This is a genomic window from Marinobacter qingdaonensis (genome assembly GCF_034555935.1).
Classification (GTDB): domain Bacteria; phylum Pseudomonadota; class Gammaproteobacteria; order Pseudomonadales; family Oleiphilaceae; genus Marinobacter; species Marinobacter qingdaonensis.
In genome coordinates this window covers 367282-385982 of the sequence record NZ_JAYDCJ010000003.1, presented here as the reverse complement: position 1 = coordinate 385982, position 18701 = coordinate 367282, and the positions used below count along the sequence as shown (strand labels likewise).

Sequence of the window (18701 nt, the reverse complement as noted above, 5' to 3'; positions counted from 1 at the left end):
GGGCCCGGCTCTATATTTGCGGCATTCCGTGTATTTGTTTTACTCGATTTAACAGTGACACGTTGAGAGCCAAAGAGTGAGCGCTGATTCACAGTTTGTGACGATCTGTCATCGCTTTGTTAAATCTTTGGCCTGGCAGAGGACTGGAGACTACGCTTGGGCTATGCTAGCAGGCTAAATAATAACTAGGTCGGAGCCTCTCCGCGATGTTCTATCGGCTCAGAACCGATTTTCGCCTGTCCATCATCACCCTGCTCGGAGCCTGTGCCATTCTTGGCGTGGCGCCGTTTGCCGTGTTCCGGTTCATGCAGGGCGAAGTGTTGGCCGGGCTGGCCGACAGCGTGATTGTGCTGTGCGTGTGCGTCAGTGTGCTGCACGCCTGGCTCACCGGGCGCACCGAGCGCAGCGGTTTGTTCATGGCAGTGACCACCTCCCTGAGCGCGGTGGTGATTACCCGCATCGTCGGTGAGCCCGGTCTGTTGTGGTTGTTCCCCTGTCTGGTCACCAGCTTCTTCCTGACCGGGCCGCGGGTGGCCACGGTGGTCAATCTGGCGGCGATCCTGGCGCTGGCCGTGCAAACTGAGATCTTTGCTTCGGGCGTGCATCTCTGGTCCTTCATTGCCACCTCCCTGGTGGTCAGCGCCTGCGCCTACGTGTTTGCCTTCCGCAACCAGAGCCAGCGCGAACGGCTGGAGCATCTGGCCACCATCGACCCGCTGACCGGGGTCGCCAACCGGCGCTCCATGGATCAGGAGCTGGATCGCGCGGTGGCCAACGCCGAGCGCTCCCGAACCCCCTGCGCCATCGCCCTGCTGGACATCGATCACTTCAAGCGCATCAACGACGAATACGGCCACAGTGCCGGCGACGAGGTGTTGGTGGATCTGGTGGCCCTGATCGAACAACACACCCGGCGCACGGACCAGTTGTTCCGCTACGGCGGCGAGGAGTTCGTGCTGTTGCTGCCGGGCACCGAGGGTGCCGGCCTGGAGACCGTGCTGGCCAATCTCCAGTTTCTGTTGCGTAAGCACCTAAAGTTGCGGGACAACGCCATTACCGTGTCCTTTGGCGTGGCACAATTCCAGCCCGGGGAATCGGTGGACGGCTGGCTCGAGCGCGCCGATGCGGCCCTGTACGAGGCCAAGGCCTCCGGCCGAGACCGCATCATTTTTGCCGATCTGGGCCAGGGGCAAAGCGGAACAACCGCCAGCCCAGCAGCATACTCGCTGACGTAAGCCCACCGGTCAGTCCCACCCAGAAGCCGGCGGCGCCCATGGCCGGCCAGATCAGGTCGGTAAAGGTCAGGGCATAGCCCAACGGCAGCCCCAGCCCCCAGAACGAAAACACCATGATGAACATCGGAATCCGGGTGTCCTTGTAGCCCCGCAAGGCGCTGATGCAGGTCACCTGGATCACGTCGGCGATCTGGAACAGGGCGGCAAACAGCAGCAGGCGCACGGTGACCTGGCGGACTTCGGCCTCGCCGGTGTAGAGGGCGGCGATCTGCTCGGAGAACAGCCACAGCAGCAGGGCAAACACCAGGGCCGTGGCCGCCGCCAAGAGCAGCGAACTGCGCGAAATCAGCCGGGCGGTGTCGGGCGCCCCGGCCCCCATCAGGAAACTCACCCGCAGGGTCAGCGCCATGCCGATGCTCAGCGGCAGCATGAACAGCAGCGATACCACGTTCAGGGCGATCTGGTGCCCGGCCACCACCACCGGACCCAGGGGTGCCAGGAACAGCGCGATCACCGAGAACATGCTGGCCTCGACGAAGATGGTAAAACCGATGGGCACCCCGATGCGCAGGATGTAGCCGAGGTCGGCCAGCTTGGGTGCCGCCCAGTCGGCCAGCAGGTGAAAGCGGCGATAGGTTTCGCTGCGGTTCAGGTACACCAGCAGCGCCAGGGCGGCGATGCCGTTGGACAGTGAGGTGGCCCAGCCGCAGCCGACACCGCCCATGGCCGGCAGGCCGAATTTGCCGTAGATGAAGATGTAGTTCAGCGGCAGGTTGATCAGGGTGCTCAGCACCGAAAACGCCATGATCACCCGGGTGTGGCCCAGGCCGTCGGTGAGTCCGCGCAGGGCGGTCATCAGCAGCATGGCCGGTACCCCCCAGGCGAAGGCGTCCAGGTAGCCCTGGGTGATGCCGGCGGTGCGCGGCTCCAGGTTGAGCAGGGCCAGCACCGGGTGCACCTGGGTCAGCAGGGCAATCATGATCACCGAACCGGCGCCGGCCAGGTACAGGCCTTGCCAGGTGGTGGGCATGATCCGGTCCAGGGTCCGGGCGCCGTTGTAGCCGGAAATGATCGGCTGCAAGGCACCCAGCAGCCCCATGAAAAACAGGAACAGGGGCATCCACAGGCTGCTGCCGATGCCGACCGCGGCCAGGTCCTCGGCGCTGGCGTGGCCGGCCATGACCGTGTCGATGACGCCGTTGGCCATCTGCGCGATCTGGGCAATCAGGATCGGGCCGCCCAGGATCGCCAGCGTTCGCCATTCGGCGAGGGTGCGGGTGACCAGGGGCTGGCGGCGTTCCGGGAGGGGCTGGTGTGATTCGTCCATGGCGCGGCATGATACGCCATTGGTGGCCCGCAGGGCATCGGCATTTGTGCGCCCTTGCGCCGCTGCAACGACCGGCCAAAACCGGTAAAGTACGCGCCTCGAATTCAACGGATGGCAGGTACGATGGGTTTACTGGTCTTTGTCACGGTTCTCTGGGCGTTTTCCTTCAGCCTGATCGGCGAGTTTCTGGCCGGCCAGGTCGACAGCGATTTTGCGGTCCTCAGCCGGGTGCTGCTGGGGGCGCTGGTGTTCCTGCCCTTCACCCGCTGGCGTGGGGTGCCGTCCGGCCTGAAGCTGGGCATCCTGGCCACCGGCATGCTGCAGTTTGGCATTACCTACCTGTGCCTGTACCGCTCGTTCAGTTACCTGAGCGTACCGGAAGTGCTGCTGTTCACCATCTTCACCCCGCTTTACGTGACCCTGATCGACGACGCGCTGTTCAAGCGCTTCTCCCCCGTCGCCCTGGTGGCCGCGGCGGTGGCGACGGTGGGTGCCGGCATCATCCGCTACGATGGCCTGAGTGAGGACTTCATCACCGGCTTCCTGCTGCTGCAGGTGGCCAACTTCACCTTTGCCGCCGGCCAGGTGGGCTACAAGCACGTCATGCAGCACTACCCGCTGACCCTGCCGGCCTACCGCACCTTCGGTTACTTCTTCTTCGGGGCCCTGATCATCGCCCTGCCGTCGTTCCTGATCTTCGGCAACCCGGACCGGCTGCCGTCCACCTCCCTGCAGTGGGGCATCCTGGCCTGGCTGGGGCTGGCGGCGTCGGGGCTGGGGCTGTTCCTGTGGAACCGCGGGGCCTGCTACGTCGACGCCGGCACCCTGGCGGTCATGAACAACGCCCTGGTGCCTGCCGGTCTGCTGGTCAACCTGCTGATCTGGAACCGGGATGCGGACCTGCTCCGGCTGGCGGTCGGGGGCGGGGTGATTGCCCTGTCGCTCTGGCTCAACGCCCGTTTCCATCCCCGGGCCCGCCTGGCCAGCCCGGCGTAGGTAGCTCTCCTTACTCAAGATATCCGGGCACCGGCCGTTAAGCCAACGACCGTGGGCCAGTGCCCGTTGACTGCCCCCCGAGAGCCGATACCGGCTCCCGACCTGCCGTTGTTACAAGGACCAGACAGAGAGCGGATTTCCATGCGCAAGAATCTCCCGGTGACCCAGCGCGAAGTCAAGATGCACAAGGGTGGGCGCCTGATCACCACCACCGACCTCAAGGGCGTGATTACCTACTGCAACGACGAATTTGTCGAGATCAGCGGCTTTGCCCGTGACGAGCTGATCGGCCAGCCCCACAACGTCATTCGACACCCGGACATGCCGCCGCCGGTGTTCCAGGGCATGTGGGCGTACCTCAAGGCCGGCAAGGCCTGGATGGGCGTGGTCAAGAACCGGGCCAAGAACGGTGATCACTACTGGGTCAGCGCCTACGTCACTCCGATCCGGGAGAACGGCAAGGTGGTCGGTTTCGAGTCGGTCCGGGTGGAACCGACCCGGGATCAGGTGACCCGGGCCGAGGCGCTGTACGGCCGGCTGTCCGCCGGTAAATCGGTCCAGAGCGTGACCGACCGGCTGGTGTCGGTGCTGCGCTCCGGCTGGCCGATGCTGCTGTCCCTGGCGCTCAGCCTGGTGGCGCTGACCTTCGATCAGACCGGGTTGGCGGCGGGCCTCATCGTGCTCGGCCATGTCCTGGGCGCCGGGCTGCTGCTGGGCTCGGTCACCGGACGCCTGAACCGACTGCTGAACCTGCGCCCCGATGCCTTCAAGGACCCGGTGGTCGCCCGCACCTACAGCAGTGAAAACGGCCTGTTCTCGCAGCTGGGGATGGTAATGGTGAGTGAGGACGCTCGAATTCGGACCGCATTGGCCCGCATCGAGGATCAGGCCGAGCTGCTGTCCGAGCAGGCCCGCGCGTCCCATGGCTATATCAGCGAGGGCGCGGCGGCCATTTCCCGCCAGCGCGCCGAGACCGATCAGACCGCGTCGGCGATCAATGAAATGACCGCGTCCATCCAGGAGGTCACCGAATCGGTGGCGGCCAATGCCCGCGAGGCCGAGGAGGCCAATCGCCTGGCCGGCGTCGGCAGCCAGCGCAGCGCCGAGGCCCTGGAGGCGATCGAGCAGCTGGTCAGCCGGGTCAACGGCATCGGCCAGACCATCGGCCAGTTGGGTGAGTCGACCCACAGCATTGGCGAGGCCACCAACCTGATCTCCGAAATTGCCGAGCAGACCAATCTGCTGGCCCTGAACGCCGCCATCGAGGCCGCCCGCGCCGGCGAGCAGGGGCGGGGCTTCGCGGTGGTGGCGGACGAGGTGCGTTCCCTGGCCCGGCGTACCCGGGAGTCCACCGTGCGCATCCAGGAGGTGATCGACGATTTCGGTCGTCAGGTCGAGACCGCGGTGCAGGCCACCCGGGATGGCGAAGCCGTCGCCGGCCAGGGCCTGGACAAGGTCCGGGGCGCGGAAAATTCGCTGCGGGACATTGTCACCTCGATCCAGAGCATTTCCGACCGTTTCATCAGCATGTCGGCGGCGTTCGAGGAACAGAGCCAGGTGTCGGATGAGATCAACCGCCAGGTGACCAACATCGCCGAGCTGGCCGATCACAGTGACGAACAGGCCGACTCGGCCCGCAAGAGCAGTGACCAGCTCAGCGCCATGTCCCGTGGCCTGAAAGACCTGGTGTCGCGCTTTATCAGTAAAAACGGCTAGTTAGCCTCACCTGTTCCGACCGGCCATCGGCTCCGCCCGGACTGATGCCCGGCCGGCTCTGGCATCCCGCGGCCAGTGCTGGCAGAATCCCGCTCCAATCGCCTGGGCCCGGCCTGGGCGGATCTGGTCCTATACTTATCCTCAGCCAAACGCACAGGACACAATCATGACTCAGTCCACTTCGGCTTCGGACAACGGCACAGGAGCGGCTCGCGGGCTCTGGTCGTCCCGCATGGCCTTCATCCTGGCGGCCGCCGGCTCCGCCGTTGGTCTCGGCAATATCTGGAAGTTCCCCTACGTCACCGGTGAAAACGGCGGTGGCGCCTTCGTACTGGTGTATCTGCTGTGCATCGCGATCATCGGTATTCCGATCATGATGTCGGAAGTGTTCCTGGGCCGGAATGGCCGCCACAACCCGATCACCAGCATGCGCCTGGTGGCCGAGCGCAACCTGCGTTCGCCGCTGTGGCGGATCTCGGCGGTGGTCGGCATGATCGCCGCCTTCGTGATCCTGTCGTTCTACTCGGTCATCGGCGGCTGGTCGGCGTCCTACATCGGCCACGCCGCCATGGGCGACTTCAGCGGCGGCACCGCCGAGTCCATCGGCGAGCTGTTCGGTGGCCTGCTGTCGAGCCCGGGCCAGCTGCTGATCTGGCACACCATCTTCATGGGGCTGGTGGTGCTGGTGGTGTCCCGCGGCCTGAAGGGCGGTCTGGAGCGGGTGGCGACCATCCTCATGCCGGCGCTGTTCATCCTGCTGCTGCTGGCGGTGGGTTACGCCGCCACCACCGGGCATTTTGGTGAGGCGGTGAGCTTCCTGTTCACGCCGGATTTCGGCGCCCTGTCCATCAGCGGTGTGCTGATTGCCCTCGGCCACGCCTTTTTCACCCTGAGTCTGGGTATGGCGATCATGATGGCCTACGGCTCCTACCTGGGGCGTGACGTGTCCATCGCCCGCACCGCGGTGAGCGTGGCGATCATGGATACGGTGGTGGCCCTGCTGGCGGGTCTGGCCATCTTCCCGGTGGTGTTCGCCAATGGCCTGGAGGCCGGCGCCGGTCCCGGCCTGATCTTCCAGACCCTGCCGCTGGCCTTCGGCAACATGCCCATGGGCACCCTGTTCGGCACCCTGTTCTTCGTGCTGCTGCTGTTCGCCGCCTGGACCTCCGGCATTTCGCTGCTGGAGCCGGTGGTGGAATGGGTCGAGGAGAAGACCAGCCTGGCCCGTACCGGCAGCGCCATCCTGGTGGGTCTGCTGTGCTGGCTGCTCGGCATTACCTCGATCCTGTCCCTGAACCTCTGGGCCGATGTGGCGCCGCTGGGCATGTTCGAACGGTTCGAGGGCAAGACCATCTTCGACCTGCTCGACTTCTTCACCGCCAACATCATGCTGCCGCTGTCCGGGCTGCTGACCGCCATCTTCGTGGGCTGGTTCGTGGCCAAGGAGTCGCTGAAGCTGGATCTGGCGCTGGACGGCGGTGCCTTCAGCCTCTGGTACGGTCTGATCCGGTTCGTCACCCCGGTGGCGGTGATCATCGTGTTCGCCTACAACCTGTTCGGCTGACCCCCAGGGCTCTCCGGCCGACCGAAAAAACCGGTCCCGTTACCCGGGACCGGTTTTTTTGTGCCTGACGACCGCGGTGCCGGTGGTCACTCGGCCTCGCTGAACTCCCGCAGCAGGTCCATGTGCGGGCGCACCGCCGCCACATCCTCGGGCGGCGCGTTGCGGGCGCTCTCCATCACGCTCATGGCGTTTTCCATCATCGCGCGCATCTGCGCCTTCTGGGCTTCGGTCATGTGCGGGCTGTTTTCGATTTCCGCCAGGGCCTGGGCGATCTCCTGATCCGAGGTCGGGGCTTCCTGCTCCAGTTCGATGGCCATCCAGGCCCGGAAAATCCGGTCACCGGTGCCGGCCCACGCCTGCAGGTCGGTGAACCCGTGGTCCTGGGCAATGTCCTCCAGGTCATCGTACAGGGGGTCGCCACGCATGGACGCCACCAGGTCGGAAAAGACCCGGCTGAAGTCGGGCTGCTCGGCCTGGCGTTCGGCGAGCACCTCGTCACTCAGGGTGTCCAGTTCGGGTTCCAGACTTTCCGCCGCTTCCAGGGTGTCGACAAAATCCCGGATCGTCTGTTCGTTCAGGTCCCGGGCCTGGGCCGGCAGGGTGGCGAGGGTCAGGGTGACAGCCAGGGCCGACAGCAGGGCGCGGGCCAGGCTGGGCAAGCTGGGGACGGGCTGGGTCATGGGAACTCTCCTTGTTGGCGGCCCCGGTCTGCGCTGGGGCCGTCTTTTGAGAGTAATCCCTGGTGGGAAAAACCGCCACCTGCCTGGCAGGTGGCGGATCAGGAGCGGGTTAGAAGAACAGGTCCGGCAGCCAGGTGGCGATTTCCGGGAACACCATGATCAGCCCCAGCCCGACGATCTCGACCAGGACAAAGGGGATGATCGAGCGGTAGATGTCGCCCATAGTGATGCCCGGCGGCACGATCCCTTTCAGGTAGAACAGGTTGAAGCCGAACGGCGGCGTCATGTAGCCGATTTCCATGTTGATCACGAACAGGATACCGAACCAGATCGGATCGAAGCCGAGGCTCTCCACGATGGGCATGAACACCGGCAGGGTGATCAGCATGATGCCGACCGGGTCGAGCACCATGGCCAGCAGGAACACGATCACCATCATGGCGATGATGATGCCCCAGGGCCCGCCCGGAATCATCGCCATCATACTCTCGATCAGTTCCTGGGCGCCCATGCTCTGGTAGGCGGCACTGAAAGCGTGGGCGGCAAACAGGATCCACATGATCATGCCGGTCAGCTTGAAGGTGCGGATGGCGGCTTCCTGCAGCACACTCCACTTGAACTGCCGGTACACGGCGGCGGAAATCAGCGCACCCAGCACGCCCATGGCGGCGGCTTCGGTCGGGGTGGTGATGCCGCCAATGATGGAGCCCAGCACCATGACCACCACGCCGATCGGCAGCAGCACCGCCCGCAGGGCCCGGAATTTCTCGGACCAGCTGGCGCGCTCCTCTTTCGGCAACGCCGGCGCCAGTTCCGGCTGCAGGTGGCTGCGTACCAGGATGTAAATCGCGGTCAGCACCATCAGCAGCACGCCCGGCATGATGCCGGCGGCGAACATCTTGCCCACCGACACCCCGGTGATCAGGGCGTACAGGATCATCAGGATGCTGGGCGGGATCAGGATACCCCAGCCACCGCCGGTGTTGATCACGCCCAGGGCCATGTTCTTGTCGTAACCGCGCTCGAGCATCGACGGCAGGGCGATGGTGCCCATGGCCACCACCGCGGCGCCACTGATGCCGACCATGGCGGCGAACACCGCACAGATCCCCAGGGTGCCCAGGGCCAGGCCGCCGCGCAGGCCGCCACACCACAGGTGCATCATCCGGTACAGATCCCGGGCCACGCCGGTGCGCTCCAGCACCATGGCCATGAACACGAACAGCGGAATGGCCACCAGGGTGAAGCTGCCCATGGTGCCCCAGATTTGCGAGGCCACCATGTAGAAGGAGTCAAAGCCCCAGGTGAAATACAGGAACACCACCGAGACGCCGCCCAGGACAAAGGCTAGGGGCAGGCCCAGTATCAGGAAGAACAGCAGGGCGCCGAAGAACAGCAGGGTCAGGGCTTCGATACTCACAACTGCTCTCCTTCCGACTCCGTCGCTTCAGGGGTGTAGTAATCCAGGTTGAAGGCCACCGCGATGTCCTCCAGCAGTTTGACCAGTCCCTGCAGGACCAGCAGGCCCGTGCCCACGGGGATGGCCAGCTTGACCGGCCAGATCCACGGGTTCCAGGCCGAGTAGGACGTTTCCCAGCCGGAGATGGATTCGCTCGCCATGTCGATGCCGAACCACAGCAGCGCCAGGGTAAAGATGAAGAACACCACCGAGGTGAACATATCGAGCACGGCGCGCTTGCGCGGCGCCAGCCGGGCCTGCAGCAGGTCGACGTTGACGTGGCCCCGGTGCGCCATGATGTAGCCGCCGGACATCACCGCGTAGATGCCGAACAGCATCTGGGTCAGCTCGTTGGTCCACACGGTGGGGGCGTTCAGCAGGTAACGGAAACCCACTTCCAGCAGCAGGAACGCGAACATCGCAAAAATGAGCAGGGCTATCCAGCGCCCGACAAAGTCGTTGAGACGGGTAACCCCTCTCATGAATGCGGTCAGCACACTCATGGCATTCTCCAGAAGGACGGTGATTGTGTTGCGGGGCAAAAAGGCCGGAGACGCAATGCTCCGGCCTTCGTTGGGACGGGATGGCGGGCGATTAGAGGTAGCCCAGTTCCGCCAGGTAGTCTTTCAGCATCGCCAGCGCCTTCTTGGCGTTGTCGCCGCGCTTGGCTTCCTCATCCCACATTTTCTGGGCGGTCTGCACCAGCTTGTCCTGGACCTCGTCCGGCAGCACGTTGACCTGCACGCCCTGCTCGGCGATGGCCTTGGCCAGGGTGATGCGCTCCTTGTACTGGTATTCGTTGGTGCGGACCCAGAACTGCTCGGCCAGGGCGTCCTTGACGATCTTCTGCATGTCCTCGGGCAGCTTGTTCAGCGCCTTCTGGCTGACGATGATGACGTCGGTACCGGCGATGTTCAGCGCCGGCTGGACATGGTGCTTGGCCACTTCATACAGACCCATGCTGGAGGCACCCTGGGACGCACCCCAGTGGGCACCGTCGACAATGCCGGAGTCCAGGGCCGAGTAGAGTTCGCTGCCCGGGATGTAGGAGGCGGCCGCACCGGCCTCGGTCAGGAAGGTCTGCAGGGCGCCGGAGGAGCGGATCTTCAGGCTGGTGAAGTCGTCCCAGGTGTTGATCGGCTCCTTGACCACCATCTCGGTCGGATAGACCTTGTCGGTGGCCCAGTAGACGCCATGCTCGGCGGCCTCATCCCGGAGCATCTGCTCAAAGCCCATGTTCTGGTGGAAGTAGGCTGCTTCCCAGACGTTGCGGAAGGCGAACGGCAGGCCGGAAGCGATACCGGCCAGGGACACCTTGTCCTGGGCGTAGGCGGGGGAGATGGTGCCCATTTCCAGGATGCCGCGGCTGACCGCGTTGAAGGTTTCCTTGGCCTTGAACAGGGCGCCGGCCTCGTACAGCTTCAGTTGCAGACGACCATCGGTGCGCTCATCCAGAACCCGCTGCAGGCGCACCAGGCTGTCGGTGTAGGAGCTGCTGGAGCCGGGCCAGTGTGACTGTACTTTCCAGGTGACGGTGTCCTGGGCGGCGACCGGAGCCGCGCTCATGGCCGCGGAGACACCCAGGGCCAGGGCCGAGGCGTAGACGGTCAGAGACTTGCGTGCGTTCGCGAACAGGTTCATGGCGGACCTCTTGATTGTTGTGTTCGTTTTGTTGTTGTTTCACTGTGCAGAACTAATGACTGCAGGGTGAATTTGTGTTCTCTGAATCTATCACAAGATTGGTCTTTTGCAATAGGATGATTGGACACAGTTTCCGATTAACGTTCCGACAGGATAGTCCAATGATTGATATTCAGCAGTCTGGCGCGGTGTTGCAGCTGACCATCAACCGGCCCGAGAAAAAGAACGCCCTGACCCGTGACATGTACCAGAGCCTGGCCGCGGAAGTGACCCGGGCCAACGGCGACGAGTCGATACACGCCATTGTCCTGAGTGGGGTTGGCGGTGTCTTTACCGCCGGCAACGACCTGGACGATTTCCGGGCCCGGGCCACCGACGCCAACCCGAAACCGTCCGCCGGCCTGGCTTTTATTGAGGCGCTGATGAACTGCGACACCCCGGTCATTGTCGCGGTGGAGGGCCTGGCCATCGGTATTGGCACCACCCTGCTGCTGCACTGTGACTCGGTGATCACCGGTCGCAGTGCGACCTTCAAGACCGCATTCGTGGATCTGGGACTGGTGCCGGAGGCGGCCTCGACTGTGACCATGCCGCTGCACCTGGGCAGCCGGCGGGCGGCCGATCTGTTGCTGTTTGGGGAGGTGCTGAGCGGCGAGCAGGCCCGGGACTGTGGCCTGGCAAGCAAGGCGGTGGCTGACGGCGACGCCCTGACCGAGGCCCTGGCCCAGGCCGAGCGGCTGGCGGGCAAGCCCCGGGAGGCGTTGCGCGCCAGCAAGCGGTTGATTCGCGCGCCCTGGCGGGCGCAGGTGGAGCAGGCCCTGGAGCGGGAGCGGGAGGTGTTCTCCGCCCGGCTCCGCTCCGAGGACTGTCAGTCCGCGCTGGACCGGCTGGCCCGGCGCTGAGGCTCAGGCCTGCGCGCGCTCGGCCCAGTAGGGCGCGCGCAGCTCGCGCTTGAGCACCTTGCCAATGGTGGAGCGGGGCAGCTGATCCCGGAACTCCACCCCGGCCAGGCGCTGGGATTTGCCCAGTTGGTTGTTGGCCCAGTCGAGAATGGCGGCCTCGGTGTCGCTGTGCCCGGGCTTGCGCACCACCAAACCCAGGGGCGTCTCGCCCCAGTGCTCGCTCGGGATGCCGATGACCGCGACGTCTGCCACCGCCGGATGGGCCAGCAGGGCCTGCTCCAGATCCACCGCGTAGATGTTGAAGCCCCCGGAAATGATCATGTCCTTGCGTCGGTCGAGGATGTAGACGAAACCGTCCGCATCGATCCGGCCCATGTCGCCACTGCGGTAGAACACCTCGCCCTCGGGGCTGGTCCAGAGCATCTCGTCGGTCTGCTCCGGCCGGTTGACGTACCCGCGCATCATGGAAATCGCCCGGCCCACGATTTCACCAATCTCGCCTTGCGGCAGTTCCTGCCCCTGCTCGTCGATGACCTTGACCTGGGCACCCTCGGTGGGCAGCCCGACCGAGCCCCATTTGTCCGGGTGGGCGGCGCAATCCAGCGAGGTGGAAATGCCGCCTTCGGTCAGGCCGTAGACCTCCCGCAGATTGCCGGGCCAACGGGCCATGGCGTCGGCGATCACCTCGGCTCGCAGGGGCGCACTGGTGGACAGCTTGAGCTTGAAACTGGACAGATCGAATTTCTCGAAATCCGGCTCGGCCAGAATGCGCTGGTACTGGACCGGCACCAGCATGGCGTGGGTGACCCGGTGGCGCTCGGCCAGTTCCAGGAAGCCCTGGGTGTTGAACTTGGGCATCAGCACCAGAGTGCCGCCAAAGAACACCGTCGGCAGCGCTGACACCAGGGTGGTGTTGGAGTAGAGCGGCGTGGACACCAGGTTGATGGCGTCACCATCCAGCCCGAACCGGCTCATGCGCACCATCTGGCGCTGGCGGAAGCGGTAGTCGTGCAGGATGCCCTTGGGGGTGCCGGTGGTGCCGGAGCTGTAGATGATGTTGAACGGGTCGTCGAGGCTGACCTCGGCCGGTTGGGGCTCGGCGGACACGTCGCCCAGCCACTGGGCCAGCGGTTGGCCAATGCCGGCGTCCTGGTCTGCCAGGGCCAGGATGCGATCGGCGCCCAGGCTGCGCAGGCCCGGCCGCACTTCCGCCAGCAGGGGCTGGTGTTTCGGCGACACGAACAGGAACCGGGCCCCGCTGTCCTCCAGCATCAGCACCAGGGACTCGGCGCTGGCCATGCCCGACAGCGGCACCATGCAGCCGCCGGCCACCAGGGTGCCCAGGTACAGGGCCACGTAGTCCACGCTGTTCTCCGACAGCGCTGCCACCGTATCGCCCCGGGACAGGCCGGCCGCCCGGAGCCGGTTGGCAATCCGGTTGACCCGCTCGAGCAGGTCGGCCCAGGACACCTGCTCCTGTGCGGTGATCAGGGCCGGGTGGTCGCCGCGTTCGGTGGCGTGACGCTGGATCTGGTGTCCAATGGCGTCAAAGGTCTCGCCCGGGATCAGGGGCGCGTGCACGGACATTTCGTTCATATTGTTTTTCATTTTTGGCCACTCCGGTGCTGTTGTGTTTTATCTAGTGAAATTACTTTTCGAATATATTGACTCAAAACCGGAAGCCGTGACAAATTATGTGGAAACTAAGATTTGCCAAGACAACAACAAGCACAACATAAGGAGCCAAGGGCATGGCGCGATTCGACAATCGGGTTGCCATTGTTACCGGTGCCGGCAGCGGCATTGGCCGGGCCACGGCCTTGCGGTTGGCCCGGGAGGGCGCCCGCGTGGTGCTGGCGGACGTCGCCGAGGCTGGCCTGGTGGAAACCGAAAACAGCCTGCCGGAGGGCGCGCAGTTCCTGCGCCGGGTGATGGACGTGGCCGAGGAGGATCAGGTCCAGGCCCTGGTTGCCGACACCCTGGACCAGTTCGGCAAGATCGATGTGCTCTGCAATATCGCCGGCATTGCCAGCGCCGGCGGCAGTCACCCGCCGGTGACCGAGAACGACCGAGCCGAATGGCAGCAGGTGCTGTCGGTGAACCTGGTCGGCAGCATGTTGCTGATCAAGCACGTGGCGCCCCACATGCAGGGCCGCAAGCTCGGCGCCATCGTCAATACCGCCTCGGTGGCCGGCTTGCGCTCGGGCGCCGGCGGCAACGCCTACAGCGCGTCCAAGGCCGGCGTGGTCAATCTGACCATGACCGCCGCCTGCGATCTTGGCGCTGACAATGTTCGGGTCAACGCGGTTTGCCCCGGCCTGGTGGAATCCGGCATGACCCGGGCGGTGTTCGATTACGCCCGCGCCCATGAGAAGGCCCACAAACTGGGCTCCCGCTGTGAGCTGCGCCGTTACGGTGACCCCGAGGAAATCGCCGCCGCCATCCTGTTCCTGGCCAGCGACGACGCCAGTTACATCACCGGTCAGGCGCTGGCCGTGGACGGCGGCAATACCGCCTCCCTCAACCTGCCGGGAATGAAAGTCTGATGAGCCAGGACGAATCCGATCTGATCAACGGCACCGAGCTGCCCGGTTTCCACAGCCTGCTGGGTTATCGCCAGGGCCGCTGGGAAGAGGATGAGGCGGTGATCGAGCTGGCGCTGGAGCCCCGGCACCTGAACCTGGGTGGCGTGATTCACGGTGGGGTGCTGACCTCCCTGCTGGACATCGCCATGGCCCAGGCCGGCACCTATTGCCCTTACCCCGGCCGCATGCGCAAGGCGATCACCCTGTCCCTGACCACCACCTTTACCGGCCAGTGCTCGAGCGGAACCATCCGGGTCACCGGTCGCAAGCGCGCCGGCGGCCGCCGGATCTTCAACAGCACCGGCGAAGTCCACGACGACCAGGGCAACCTGCTGGCCATGGCCGAGGGCACCTTTCGGATCCGGTCCGGCAGTGACCGGCCCGAAGGCGTGCCCATCAACGAATCAACGCCCGACACAACAAGAGGAAGCGGACATGTTTGAGCTGTCTGACAAGGCGAAACAGCTGCAGGCGCAGTTGACCGAGTTCATGGAAGCCCACATCTACCCGAACGAAGCCCTGCACCATGAGCAGGTCGAGCAGGCAGCCAACCGCTGGGCCCCGGTGCCGATCATTGAGGAGCTCAAGGCCAAGGCCAAGGCAGCCGGGCTCTGGAACCTGTTCCTGCCGGACAGCGACTACGGGGCCGGGCTGACCAATTTCGAATACGCCCACCTGTGCGAAATCATGGGCCGCTCGGAAATGGCGCCGGAGGTGTTCAACTGCTCCGCACCGGACACCGGCAACATGGAAACCATCGCCCGCTACGGCAACCAGGAACAGCAGGACCAGTGGCTGAAGCCGCTGCTGGCCGGTGAAATCCGCTCCTGCTTTTCGATGACCGAGCCGGACGTGGCCTCCTCGGACGCCACCAACATTGCCTGTGAGATCCGGCGCGAGGGCGACGAGTACGTGATCAACGGCCGTAAATGGTGGTCCTCCGGCGCCATGACCACCACCGCCAAGATCGCCATCGTCATGGGCAAGACCGATCCGGAAGCGCCCAAGCACCAGCAGCAGTCGATGATCCTGGTGCCCCTGGACACCCCGGGCGTGAAGATGATCCGGCCACTGACGGTGTTCGGCTACGACCACGCCCCCCACGGTCATGCCGAGATCCATTATGAGAACGTCCGGGTGCCGGCCAGCAACATCCTGCTGGGCGAGGGCCGCGGTTTCGAGATTGCCCAGGGCCGTTTGGGGCCGGGGCGGATTCACCACTGCATGCGCACCATCGGCGTGGCCGAGCGCGCGCTGGAGATGATGTGCAAGCGCGCCAACGAGCGCGAGGCCTTCGGCAAGCCGCTGTCCAGCTTTGACTCTATTCGCAAGGACATTGCACGCAGTCGCATCGAAATTGAGCAGGCGCGACTGATGACCCTGAAGGCGGCGCACATGATGGACACCGTGGGTAACAAGGTCGCCCGTCAGGAGATCGCCATGATCAAGGTGATTGCCCCGAGCATGGCGCTCAAGGTGTTGGATCGGGCCATTCAGGTGCATGGCGGCGCCGGTGTCAGCCAGGACACCTTCCTGGCGTCGGCTTGGGCCAAGGTGCGCACCCTGCGACTGGCCGATGGCCCGGATGAGGTGCATCTGGATTCCGTGGCCAAGCTGGAATTGCGCCAGTACCGCTGAGATTGATTTGCCCCGAACCGTTGGGAGCATGAACAAACGATGAGACGCCTGCCGGGACACGCCGTGAATACGTCCTTGTAGGCTTGAGCAAAACATCCCTGTTTTGCACAGTCCCGGCAGGCGTCTCAACGTTCGTTCCCCGAGCACTGAGCATGAGGATCGAATGATGAACAACCCGCTGTTTGATATGACCGGCAAGGTTGCCCTGGTGACTGGTTCCACCAAGGGCATTGGTCGCTCCATCGCCGAAGAAATGGCCCGCCTGGGTGCGAAAGTTGTCATTTCCAGCCGCAAGGCCGAGGCCTGCGAACAGGTGGCGAGTGAACTGAAAGAGCAGGGCTACGAGGCCATTGCCATTCCCTGTCACGTCGGCAAGAAGGAAGACCTCGAGAATCTGGTTGCCAAGACCAACGAAGCCTGGGGTGCCATCGACGTACTGGTGTGCAACGCCGCCACCAACCCGGTCTATGGCCCGACGTCCGAAATGACCGACGAGGCCTGGGACAAGATCATGGACACCAACGTCAAAGGCACCTTCTGGCTCACCAACATGGTGCTGCCGCAGATGGCGGAGAAAGGCGAGGGTGCGGTAGTGCTGCTGTCGAGCATCGCCGGTCTTCGTGGCAACACCACCATCGGTACCTACGGTGTCTCCAAGGCCGCGGAAGCGGCCCTGGCCCGGAATCTGGCGGTGGAGTGGGGCCCGAAAGGCATCCGCATCAACAGCATCGCACCGGGTCTGATCAAGACCGATTTCGCCAAGGCCCTCTGGGAAGACCCGGTGCGGGTCAAACGCGCCGAAGACAAGACGCCGCTGCGACGCATCGGTGATCCGGTCGACATCGCCGGCCTGGCGGTCTTTTTATCAACAAAGGCCAGCGCCTACATCACCGGCCAGGTGATTGTCGCTGACGGTGGCGAGACCATCTGTTAAGGGCGGGCCATCGTGATTGGCGGGGCGGCCGCCGGGTGGGGTGTCTTTCTTCCGGGAAAAAGAACTCGCTGCGCTCAGACAGCTTTTTCCCTGCACAAAGACACCCCACCCACCGTCCAATTTACCCGGTGCGGGCCGCCGTAACGCTATTTGAACAAGGCTGAGACAAGTAATGAGTATGACGCCTGAACTGGTGGATGTTCTGCCAGCGCATGAATTTGACCAGTCCCGTTTGTTGGCCTGGCTGCAGGACACCCTGCCGGAAGTGGGCGACCGCCTGGCGGTCAAGCAATTCCAGGGTGGCCAGTCCAATCCCACTTTTCTGCTGGAGACCGACGGCGGCCGCTACGTGCTGCGGAAGAAACCGCCGGGTAAGACCCTGCCGTCGGCCCACATGGTGGAGCGGGAGTACAAGGTGATGCGGGCGCTGTCCGAGCACACCGAGGTGCCGGTGCCGAATGTGCGGGTGCTGTGCGAGGACAGCGAGGTTATTGGTACGCCGTTTTACGTGATGGATTTCCTGGAAGGCCGGATTGTCAGTCATTCGGCCCTGCGGGCGCTGGACCGGCAGGAGCGTTTGCCGGCCCATCACTCCGCCATTGATACCCTGGCAGCGCTGCATTCGGTGGATGTGAATGCCATTGGCCTGGCGGATTACGGTCGGCCGGAAGGTTACGTCGCCCGGCAGGTGGCGCGTTGGAGCAAGCAGTATCTGGCGTCCAAGACCGACGAGCTGCCGGAGATGGATCGGCTGATGGCGTGGCTGCCCGAGAACCTGCCGTCCACGGACGAGTGTGCCATCGCCCACGGTGATTACCGCTTCGGCAACCTGATGCTGGCGCCGGACTCGCCCGAGGTGATCGCCATCCTGGACTGGGAGTTGTCCACCCTCGGCCACCCGCTGGCGGACCTGGCCTATTATTGCCTGCCTTACCATCTGCCCTCTGATCTGGAAGGCATGCGTGGGCTCAAGGGGGAGGACCTGGAGGCGCTGGGCATTCCCACCGAGCAGGAAACCCTGGACCGCTACTGCGCCCGGACCGGCCGGGACGGCATCGACGACTGGCACGTGTACCTGGCGTTTTCCCTGTTCCGGCTGGCGGCCATTCTCCAGGGCGTCTACAAACGGGCGCTGGATGGCAACGCCGCCAACGCCAACGCCCTGCAGGTGGGCAAGCGGGCCAGTCTGCTGGCCCAGGTTGGATGGAAAATCGCCAGCGAGGGGAGACCGGCATGAGTGAACCTATTGTTCAACGCATCCTGATCACCAACGACGACGGCATCAACGCCCCGGGGCTGGCGGTGCTGGAAGCCATTGCCCGCAACCTGGCGGAAGAGGTCTGGGTGGTGGCGCCGGAGCATGATCGCAGTGGCGCCGGCCAGAGCATTTCTATCCACGATCCGCTGCGGGTCTACGAGACCGGTCCCCGGCGCTACGCGGTGTCCGGCACCCCGGCGGATTGCGTGCTCTATTCCCTGGCCAAATGGTTCGAGGAATCCCCACCCGATCTGGTGCTGTCCGGGGTCAACTGCGGTGCCAACATCAGCGATTCGGTGCAGTACTCGGGCACCGTCGGTGCCGTGCTCAGTGCCGTGCACATGAACATTCCCGCCATCGCCCTGAGCCAGGCCTTCATGTCCCGGGACGGTATCCAGTGGGACCCGGTGCAGCGGTTCGGCGAGGCGGTGATCCGCGAGCTCTGGCAGCCGGACGTGGTTCGGGCCTGGAACGTGAATTTCCCGGCTTGCGACGCCTCGGCCATTAGTCACGCCCGCTGGTGTCGGCAGTCGACCGGTTCGATCCAGCGTGCCCGCCTGGTCGCCGGCCGGGACGCTCGCAGCCTGCCGTACTGGTGGCTGGGGTTCGATCGGGATTCACGCCACATCACGGCGCCGGAGGCCGATGTCTCGGTGCTCCGGGACAAGGCCATCGCCATCACCCCGTTACGTCATCAAGAGCCCCTGCCCGGGGGCAGCAATGAATTGGATTTGTCCGCCGTGGCGGCCGACTGATTTCACCTGGG

At 64.5% G+C, this 18701-nt stretch carries 17 protein-coding genes; 11 read left to right on the top strand and 6 right to left on the bottom strand.

Annotated elements, in window-relative coordinates; genetic code table 11:
• Nucleotides 1-206 precede the first annotated feature (206 nt).
• Nucleotides 207-1235, top strand: coding sequence for a GGDEF domain-containing protein (locus U5822_RS05005; RefSeq protein WP_322854528.1), 1029 nt, complete (start codon nucleotides 207-209; stop codon nucleotides 1233-1235).
• On the opposite strand, the gene U5822_RS05000 is transcribed toward U5822_RS05005, so the two are convergent.
• A complete protein-coding gene (locus tag U5822_RS05000; protein ID WP_322854527.1) occupies nucleotides 1165-2562 on the bottom strand; it encodes an MATE family efflux transporter in 1398 nt (465 codons plus the stop codon). The two genes, U5822_RS05005 and U5822_RS05000, sit on opposite strands and share 71 nt — an antisense overlap.
• Before the next feature lie 123 nt (nucleotides 2563-2685).
• Between U5822_RS05000 and U5822_RS04995 the strand changes: the two genes are divergently transcribed.
• From U5822_RS04995 to U5822_RS04985, 3 genes are all read left to right on the top strand, one after another.
• Nucleotides 2686-3558 (top strand): carboxylate/amino acid/amine transporter, encoded by an 873-nt coding sequence (locus U5822_RS04995; RefSeq protein ID WP_322854526.1) that lies wholly within the window; start codon nucleotides 2686-2688, stop codon nucleotides 3556-3558.
• A gap of 141 nt (nucleotides 3559-3699) precedes the next feature.
• Nucleotides 3700-5274 (top strand): methyl-accepting chemotaxis protein, encoded by a 1575-nt coding sequence (locus U5822_RS04990; RefSeq protein WP_322854525.1) that lies wholly within the window; start codon nucleotides 3700-3702, stop codon nucleotides 5272-5274.
• A gap of 166 nt (nucleotides 5275-5440) precedes the next feature.
• Entirely contained in the window at nucleotides 5441-6838 is a 1398-nt protein-coding gene (locus U5822_RS04985; protein ID WP_322854524.1) for a sodium-dependent transporter, read from the top strand.
• A gap of 86 nt (nucleotides 6839-6924) precedes the next feature.
• On the opposite strand, the gene U5822_RS04980 is transcribed toward U5822_RS04985, so the two are convergent.
• The 4 genes from U5822_RS04980 to dctP form a co-directional block, all read right to left on the bottom strand.
• Nucleotides 6925-7518, bottom strand: coding sequence for a hypothetical protein (locus U5822_RS04980; RefSeq protein ID WP_322854523.1), 594 nt, complete (start codon nucleotides 7516-7518; stop codon nucleotides 6925-6927).
• Nucleotides 7519-7627: 109 nt separating this feature from the next.
• Nucleotides 7628-8938 carry a TRAP transporter large permease gene (locus U5822_RS04975; protein ID WP_322854522.1) on the bottom strand — a complete coding sequence of 437 codons (1311 nt, stop codon included), beginning with the start codon at nucleotides 8936-8938 and terminating at the stop codon, nucleotides 7628-7630.
• Complete coding sequence (locus U5822_RS04970; protein ID WP_322854521.1) at nucleotides 8935-9480, bottom strand: TRAP transporter small permease subunit; 546 nt, start codon at nucleotides 9478-9480, stop codon at nucleotides 8935-8937. Before U5822_RS04970 ends, U5822_RS04975 begins: the two co-directional genes overlap by 4 nt.
• A gap of 91 nt (nucleotides 9481-9571) precedes the next feature.
• Complete coding sequence (dctP, locus tag U5822_RS04965) at nucleotides 9572-10618, bottom strand: TRAP transporter substrate-binding protein DctP (RefSeq protein WP_322854520.1); 1047 nt, start codon at nucleotides 10616-10618, stop codon at nucleotides 9572-9574.
• Between the two features lie 161 nt (nucleotides 10619-10779).
• Here dctP and U5822_RS04960 point away from each other — a divergent pair, with 161 nt between their 5' ends.
• A complete protein-coding gene (locus U5822_RS04960) occupies nucleotides 10780-11520 on the top strand; it encodes an enoyl-CoA hydratase/isomerase family protein (protein ID WP_322854519.1) in 741 nt (246 codons plus the stop codon).
• A 3-nt stretch (nucleotides 11521-11523) separates the two neighbouring features.
• On the opposite strand, the gene U5822_RS04955 is transcribed toward U5822_RS04960, so the two are convergent.
• On the bottom strand, nucleotides 11524-13128 hold the full coding sequence (locus U5822_RS04955) for a class I adenylate-forming enzyme family protein (protein WP_322854518.1): 1605 nt from the start codon (nucleotides 13126-13128) through the stop codon (nucleotides 11524-11526).
• Nucleotides 13129-13271: 143 nt separating this feature from the next.
• Between U5822_RS04955 and U5822_RS04950 the strand changes: the two genes are divergently transcribed.
• The 6 genes from U5822_RS04950 to surE all read left to right on the top strand — a co-directional run bounded on the left by U5822_RS04950 (nucleotide 13272) and on the right by surE (nucleotide 18690).
• On the top strand, nucleotides 13272-14066 hold the full coding sequence (locus U5822_RS04950) for an SDR family NAD(P)-dependent oxidoreductase (protein WP_322854517.1): 795 nt from the start codon (nucleotides 13272-13274) through the stop codon (nucleotides 14064-14066).
• On the top strand, nucleotides 14066-14548 hold the full coding sequence (locus U5822_RS04945) for a PaaI family thioesterase (protein ID WP_322854516.1): 483 nt from the start codon (nucleotides 14066-14068) through the stop codon (nucleotides 14546-14548). The genes U5822_RS04950 and U5822_RS04945 overlap by 1 nt, the downstream gene beginning before the upstream one ends.
• Complete coding sequence (locus U5822_RS04940) at nucleotides 14541-15743, top strand: acyl-CoA dehydrogenase family protein (RefSeq protein WP_322854515.1); 1203 nt, start codon at nucleotides 14541-14543, stop codon at nucleotides 15741-15743. The genes U5822_RS04945 and U5822_RS04940 overlap by 8 nt, the downstream gene beginning before the upstream one ends.
• 166 nt (nucleotides 15744-15909) lie before the next feature.
• Nucleotides 15910-16677, top strand: coding sequence for an SDR family NAD(P)-dependent oxidoreductase (locus U5822_RS04935; protein ID WP_322856885.1), 768 nt, complete (start codon nucleotides 15910-15912; stop codon nucleotides 16675-16677).
• A 172-nt stretch (nucleotides 16678-16849) separates the two neighbouring features.
• Entirely contained in the window at nucleotides 16850-17914 is a 1065-nt protein-coding gene (locus U5822_RS04930; RefSeq protein ID WP_322854514.1) for a phosphotransferase, read from the top strand.
• On the top strand, nucleotides 17911-18690 hold the full coding sequence (gene surE / locus U5822_RS04925; protein ID WP_322854513.1) for a 5'/3'-nucleotidase SurE: 780 nt from the start codon (nucleotides 17911-17913) through the stop codon (nucleotides 18688-18690). The genes U5822_RS04930 and surE overlap by 4 nt, the downstream gene beginning before the upstream one ends.
• Nucleotides 18691-18701: the final 11 nt, after the last annotated feature.